The organism is Maribacter sp. (assembly GCF_049667165.1).
In the GTDB taxonomy this organism is placed as follows: domain Bacteria; phylum Bacteroidota; class Bacteroidia; order Flavobacteriales; family Flavobacteriaceae; genus Maribacter_A.
The window spans coordinates 1-6,180 of record NZ_JBATHS010000015.1; the positions used below are offsets into that span (position 1 = coordinate 1).

The 6,180-nt window shown below is 42.2% G+C and carries 5 protein-coding genes; 4 read left to right on the forward strand and 1 reads right to left on the reverse strand.

Annotated features, from left to right (window positions below):
• The 4 genes from WBM98_RS00510 to WBM98_RS00525 all read left to right on the forward strand — a co-directional run.
• Positions 1-1,677 (forward strand): FG-GAP-like repeat-containing protein (locus WBM98_RS00510; protein WP_424364053.1); only part of this gene is annotated, 1,677 nt, incomplete at its 5' end.
• Between the two features lie 177 nt (positions 1,678-1,854).
• A complete protein-coding gene (locus tag WBM98_RS00515) occupies positions 1,855-3,507 on the forward strand; it encodes a sodium/sugar symporter (RefSeq protein ID WP_424364054.1) in 1,653 nt (550 codons plus the stop codon).
• Positions 3,508-3,727: 220 nt separating this feature from the next.
• A complete protein-coding gene (locus tag WBM98_RS00520) occupies positions 3,728-5,089 on the forward strand; it encodes a vanadium-dependent haloperoxidase (RefSeq protein ID WP_424364055.1) in 1,362 nt (453 codons plus the stop codon).
• Positions 5,090-5,160: 71 nt separating this feature from the next.
• On the forward strand, positions 5,161-5,943 hold the full coding sequence (locus WBM98_RS00525) for a hypothetical protein (protein WP_424364056.1): 783 nt from the start codon (positions 5,161-5,163) through the stop codon (positions 5,941-5,943).
• A gap of 43 nt (positions 5,944-5,986) precedes the next feature.
• On the opposite strand, the gene WBM98_RS00530 is transcribed toward WBM98_RS00525, so the two are convergent.
• Positions 5,987-6,180, reverse strand: a 194-nt coding sequence (locus WBM98_RS00530) for a hypothetical protein (RefSeq protein WP_424364057.1), incomplete at its 5' end; no start/stop codon positions are given.

Here is a 6,180-nt window from a genome sequence, read left to right on the forward strand (position 1 = left end):
ACCGGTTCCAAAATCATGGTATATGCCCAGCAACTTGTCAAGGTAAAGGAATTAACCGTAACACGAGGCTTTCAATCGGCTTCAACACGAAGGTTGCATGTTGGTCTTGGGGATATACAAAAATTGGATTCCATTGTGGTCATTTGGCCCGATGGCACCTATCAAACCGAAGAGGGTATGGCCATCAACGAATCTCATATGATTGCCAAAAAAACAGGGTTGCTATCTTATGCCTACTCCCCGGTCTCAAAACCGAGTACGCTCTCCAAATTCGGTTATAGACATATAGAAAATAGTTACCTCGATTATGAGCGGGAAGCCCTGATTCCTGAAAAGTTATCTGTTGAAGGTCCAGCAGTCGTAGCTGCCGATTTTAATGGGGATGATCGCATTGATATTTTTATTGGCGGTGCAAAGTACCAGCCCGCAACCCTCTACCTCAAAGATGAAAATGGCGCATATCATCTTAAAAAAGTTGATCCTTTCGAAGAGGACGAGGTCTTTGAGGATGTAGATGCCGAAGTTTTCGATCTAGAAAATGATGGGGACCTTGATCTCTATGTCATTAGTGGAGGCAATGACCTCATGGAAGGAAATCCATACCTTGAAGATCGGGTATATATCAATGATGGCCAAGGAAATTTTGAGCGTATGAACGCGATGTTGCCAATGACGAATGGTGGTAGTATTTCATCGGGGGACTTCAATGCTGACGGCTATGCCGATTTATTCATAGGGGGTCGATCGATGCCAGGGGCTTATGGTCTACCACCGATGAGTATGATTTTAAAGAACACTTCAAAACAAAATTTTGAAGCTGTAGCCAGTGGAAGATATGGGATGGTTACCGACAGTCAATGGGCAGACATCAACAACGATGGCCAACTCGATTTGATTATTATTGGCGATTGGATGCCAATTACCGTAATGGTAAATACCGGTAATGACCATTTTGAGGATCAAACCAAAAAATACGGATTGGATAAGACCAATGGAATGTGGAACGCCCTGATTATTGATGATTTGGATGGCAATGGCTTCAATGATATTATTGTGGGCAATGCAGGGCTGAATTTAAAATGGAAAGCTTCCAAAGAAAAACCCATAAAACTTTACCTCGATGATTTTGATGGTAATGGCCAGCCCGACCCCCTAATTTTCTATAACTTCAATGGCCATTATGTTCCGTTTGCCTCAAAGGACAATCTGATGACACAATTACCTTATTTAAAGAAGCGCTTTTTAAGCTATTCTGATTTTGCTAAGATACAAGGGGTCGAAGACCTCACCGGCAAACCCGAAAAAGATATTACTCTATTGGCCGAAATTCACGAATTACGTTCCATGGTGTACTTGAATGATGGCTCCACTTTTGAGGGCATACCCCTACCCAAAGAGGCCCAGATGAGTGCTATTGAGGATATTCTATTGGATACGGATGGTTCTCAAAAGCAGGTGTATTTTGTTGGTAATTATATGGATTATGTAAACGAATTGGGCAATAGCGATGCCAACCCCGGCGGTTTACTGACGAATTTTAACGGCACTTCCTTCGAAACATACCATTCTTTAGGGCTGCCCATGAATATAAGTGCCCGAAAATTGATTAAACTAGATGATAAAAAGTTTTTGGTGATAACCAACAATGACGATGCTTTCGTAATCACTTTGCAATAAACTTATAAATAGGCTTTTCATTTTCATGAATATAAAAGGTAACCACATGTATACAAACCCTTTATATCCTTCGAAATATTCCGATTCATATGCCAAAAAATAAAAAAAAACGGTTAATTTAGCCTAGTTGCGTACTTCAAATACACAATCAAACAACCAACCAATACCAACACCACAATGACAGCAGCTTTCGGATTTTGGGATTATTTTATTTTCATTTTATATGCCTTTTTGATTCTGGGTGTTGGGTTATGGGTGTCAAGGGATAAGAAAGGCCATCAAAAAAATGCGGAGGATTATTTCCTAGCTAGCAAATCCCTACCCTGGTGGGCCATTGGGGCCTCATTGATAGCCGCCAATATTTCCGCAGAGCAGTTCATAGGCATGTCCGGTTCTGGATTTGCTTCCGGCTTGGCCATAGCCTCGTATGAATGGATGGGGGCACTCACCTTAATCATTGTCGGTAAATATTTCCTTCCTATTTTTATTGAGAAGGGGCTCTATACTATACCGGAGTTTGTCGAAAAAAGATACTCCACCAATCTAAAGACCATATTAGCCGTCTTTTGGATAGGTCTCTATGTATTTGTCAATCTCGCCTCGGTACTTTATCTCGGCGCCTTGGCCCTCGAAACCATTATGGGTATTCCCATGCTCTATGGCATAATCGGTCTTGCCCTTTTCGCTGCGGCATATTCCCTTTATGGGGGGCTTTCGGCCGTTGCCTGGACCGATGTTATCCAAGTGGTCTTTTTGATCCTTGGTGGCTTGGTCACCACCTATTTGGCCCTTAATACGGTTTCAGGTGGGGAAGGCATAATCGCTGGTTTTAAAAAGGTTTATGAGACCGCTCCCGATCGATTCGTCATGATTTTGGATGAATCCCATCCGGAATATAGAAATTTACCGGGAATTGCAGTTCTTGTTGGAGGTCTTTGGGTAGCGAATCTTTATTACTGGGGATTCAATCAATATATCATACAACGAACCCTGGCTGCCAAATCCTTGAAAGAAGCGCAGAAAGGGATTTTATTGGCTGCCTTCTTAAAGTTGATTCTCCCTGTGATTGTGGTCATTCCTGGTATCGCTGCCTTTGTCATTATCAACGACCCTGAGATTATGGCCGGCCTAGGTGAGGTAGGCCTGAAAAACCTTCCTTCGCTGGAACAGGCGGACAAGGCCTATCCGTGGTTATTGCAATTTTTGCCCACGGGTTTAAAAGGTATTGCCTTTGCTGCATTGGCCGCGGCCATCGTATCGTCTCTTGCCTCTATGTTGAACTCTACTTCGACAATTTTCACAATGGATATTTATCGACAATACATAAACAAGAATGCCAGTGACAAGGCCACGGTGGCCACAGGAAGAATTTCAGCTGGAGTCGCTTTATTGATTGCAGGGATCATGGCGCCATTATTAGGGGGTATAGACCAAGCTTTTCAATTCATACAAGAGTATACCGGCGTTGTAAGTCCGGGTATTTTAGCCGTGTTCTTATTGGGCCTTTTCTGGAAAAAAACCACAAACAAAGGGGCCATTCTAGGTGCATTGGTTTCTATTCCCATAGCCATGTATTTCAAGATAGCGCCCAAAGGATGGTCGACAAGTCCTCTATTTGTCGATGTTCCCTTTATGGACCAAATGGGATATACGCTTATTTTGACCATGATCGTCATTATTGTGGTAAGTCTGCTGCAGAATCATGGAAAAAATGATGAAAAAGGCATCCCGTTGACCAAGGCATTGTTCAAAACCAATCCGGTTTTCAACATCGGATCCTTTGCGGTAATGCTGATTCTGGTCGTCTTGTACAGCCTCTTCTGGTCATAGAGGTTATAATCGCTTCATCGCGTATGTACCCATATATACCTTGTTGATTTTGGTGAATTTTTTTTGACATCATTGGTGCACATGCGTAAAACACACTGGGATGTTGCCGAAAAATATTAACACTTTCTTTTTACCAAGTCCCTTTGGTTTTTTTAAATTGCCAACCAATTCTTGATTCCTTTTAAAAATGAGAGGTTCGATTATAGTAATCACGAAGAATATGAAGAAAGTTTTATCCATGCTATCCGTCATCGCACTGTTTTTAGCTTGTGCTGAAAAGACGATTGAAGAACCTTTGGTAATTAGTCCGGAAGACCTGCATGCATCGGTAGACAAAGTTACTGAAATCATGATCCATGATATTTTCTCCCCCCCGGTAGCAAGCAGGGTGTTTGCGTATCCGAATATAGCAGCTTACGAGATCGTTGCTTTGAACAACGATGAATACCTTTCCCTTGCTGGTCAGGTACATGGCCTAACCCCAATACCCAAACCTGATGTGGACCAACCCATAAACTATCAACTGGCCGCCCTAGTTGCCCATATGGCGTTGAGTAAAAAATTGATCTTTTCCGAAAACAAAATAGAGGCGTTCAGGGATAGTCTTTATGCGCGATGGGATAGTAAAAACACCACCACTTTTAATGCCTCAAAAGACTATGGGTTAAAAGTGGCCGAACATATCGGTAAATGGATGAATGAGGATAATTACAACCAGACACGGACTATGCCCAAATATACCGTAGACACCTATGATCCCGAAAGATGGCAACCGACACCGCCAGCCTATATGGATGGTATTGAACCCCACTGGGACAAAATACGACCGTTTGTCATAGATTCTGCCAATCAATTCAAGCCTGCACCACCTCCAGTCTTCTCTTTGGAAAAAGACTCTGATTTTTATAAGGAATTGAAAGAGGTTTATGATATAAGTAATGAAATCACGAAAAAAGGGGACGATTCGGAAGAAATCGGAATTGCCCAATTTTGGGACTGCAATCCATATGTTTCGGTATCTAGAGGACATTTGATGTTCGCTACTAAAAAAATCAGTCCGGGCGCACATTGGATCGGTATAGCGCAAGTAGCAAGTAAAAAATCTAAAAGTGATTTTGACAAAACCGTATATGGACTAACCAAAACGTCCATGGCCATAGCGGATGCCTTTATCAGTTGTTGGGCCGAAAAATATAGAAGTAATCTGATTCGTCCTGAAACCTTGATCAATCAACATATCGATGAAGATTGGCTACCTGTTCTACAGACCCCTCCTTTTCCCGAATATACCAGCGGACATAGTGTGGTTTCAGGTGCAGCGGCCATTGCTTTGACCGATGTCTTTGGTGACAATTTTTCGTTTGATGATGATGTTGAAGTGCCCTACGGTCTTCCTGTCAGAAGTTTTAATTCGTTTAATGAAGCGGCTCAGGAAGCGGCCATAAGCAGGGTCTATGGAGGTATTCATTATCGTTCGGCCGTCGAGGTGGGTATCATCCAAGGGCGCAATCTCGGTAATTTCATTGTGCAAAGATTGAAAATGACCAAGGATAGGGATTTGGCTTCGAACAGAACGGAATGAAAAGTTTTTCGGCAACTATATTCACATTCTTTTTACTTATATCATGTTCGAATTTTGGCCAACTAACGTATATGACCAATCTTCCAAATAAGTTGAAGGAAAATTCCGGAATCGTCTACTATGCTGATTCTACGGCATGGTTCATTGAGGACAATGGCAACCCGGATGAAATATACCAAGTTGATTTCAAGGGAAATCTATTGAAGGAAGTTGAAGTAAAAAATGCCAAGAACCGAGATTGGGAAGATTTGGCCAAGGATGAAAACGGCAACCTTTATATTGGCGATTTCGGAAACAATGGGAATAGTAGGAAAGACTTGGTTATTTATAAACTCCCAAACCCTGAAAATGATTCAGGTGATAAAATCAAGGCCGAACAGATCCGCTTCAACTATCCTGGACAAACAGAATTCCCGCCTGAAAGGGAAAAGTTATTTTATGATGCGGAAGCTTTTTTTTATCATTCAGGTTTTCTATACATCATCACAAAGAACAGGGCGAACCCGTTTCCCGGCGATGCCCTGCTCTACAAGGTTCCCGCCCACCCAGGGAAATACAATGCCGAATACATTGGAAACTTTGATACCTGTGAGGACTGGGAAACATGTCAGATTACATCTGCCGATATCTCCCCCGATGGAAAGACCATCGTGCTTTTAAGTTATGGAAAACTATGGGTCGTTAAAAGTTTTACATTTGACGATTTTTCAAAGGGAACCATTAAAAAATTCGATTTGGGAGTGCGTACCCAATTAGAATCGATTTGCTTTTTAAACAATGAAACCTTACTGCTTTCCGACGAAAAAAGGGGCAACACCGGAGGTAATCTTTATTCCTTGAAAATCCCAAGATAATACGGTGGCCACCCTTTTTGATTTAAATCAGCGCTTGCATAGGTTAAAACGCGAATCCCATTCCAAAGGTAAAACGGGCCCCATCAACACTATCGAATAAAGCGAAGTTCAAAGTCAATAAATCGGCCGCATTCAAGAAAAATCCGCCACCGTATGAAGTATGCCAAGTATCGGAATCCATTTCAGGTGTCCAAACACGACCATAGTCATACCCCCCATATAGCCCCATGTTAACTG

What these genes read in the sequence shown, in the direction of transcription:
- WBM98_RS00515 (WP_424364054.1), top strand. Translation starts at nt 1,855, where the DNA reads ATGACAGCAGCTTTCGGATTTTGGGATTATTTTATTTTCATTTTATAT.
- WBM98_RS00520 (WP_424364055.1), top strand. Translation starts at nt 3,728, where the DNA reads ATGAAGAAAGTTTTATCCATGCTATCCGTCATCGCACTGTTTTTAGCT.
- WBM98_RS00525 (WP_424364056.1), top strand. Translation starts at nt 5,161, where the DNA reads ATGACCAATCTTCCAAATAAGTTGAAGGAAAATTCCGGAATCGTCTAC.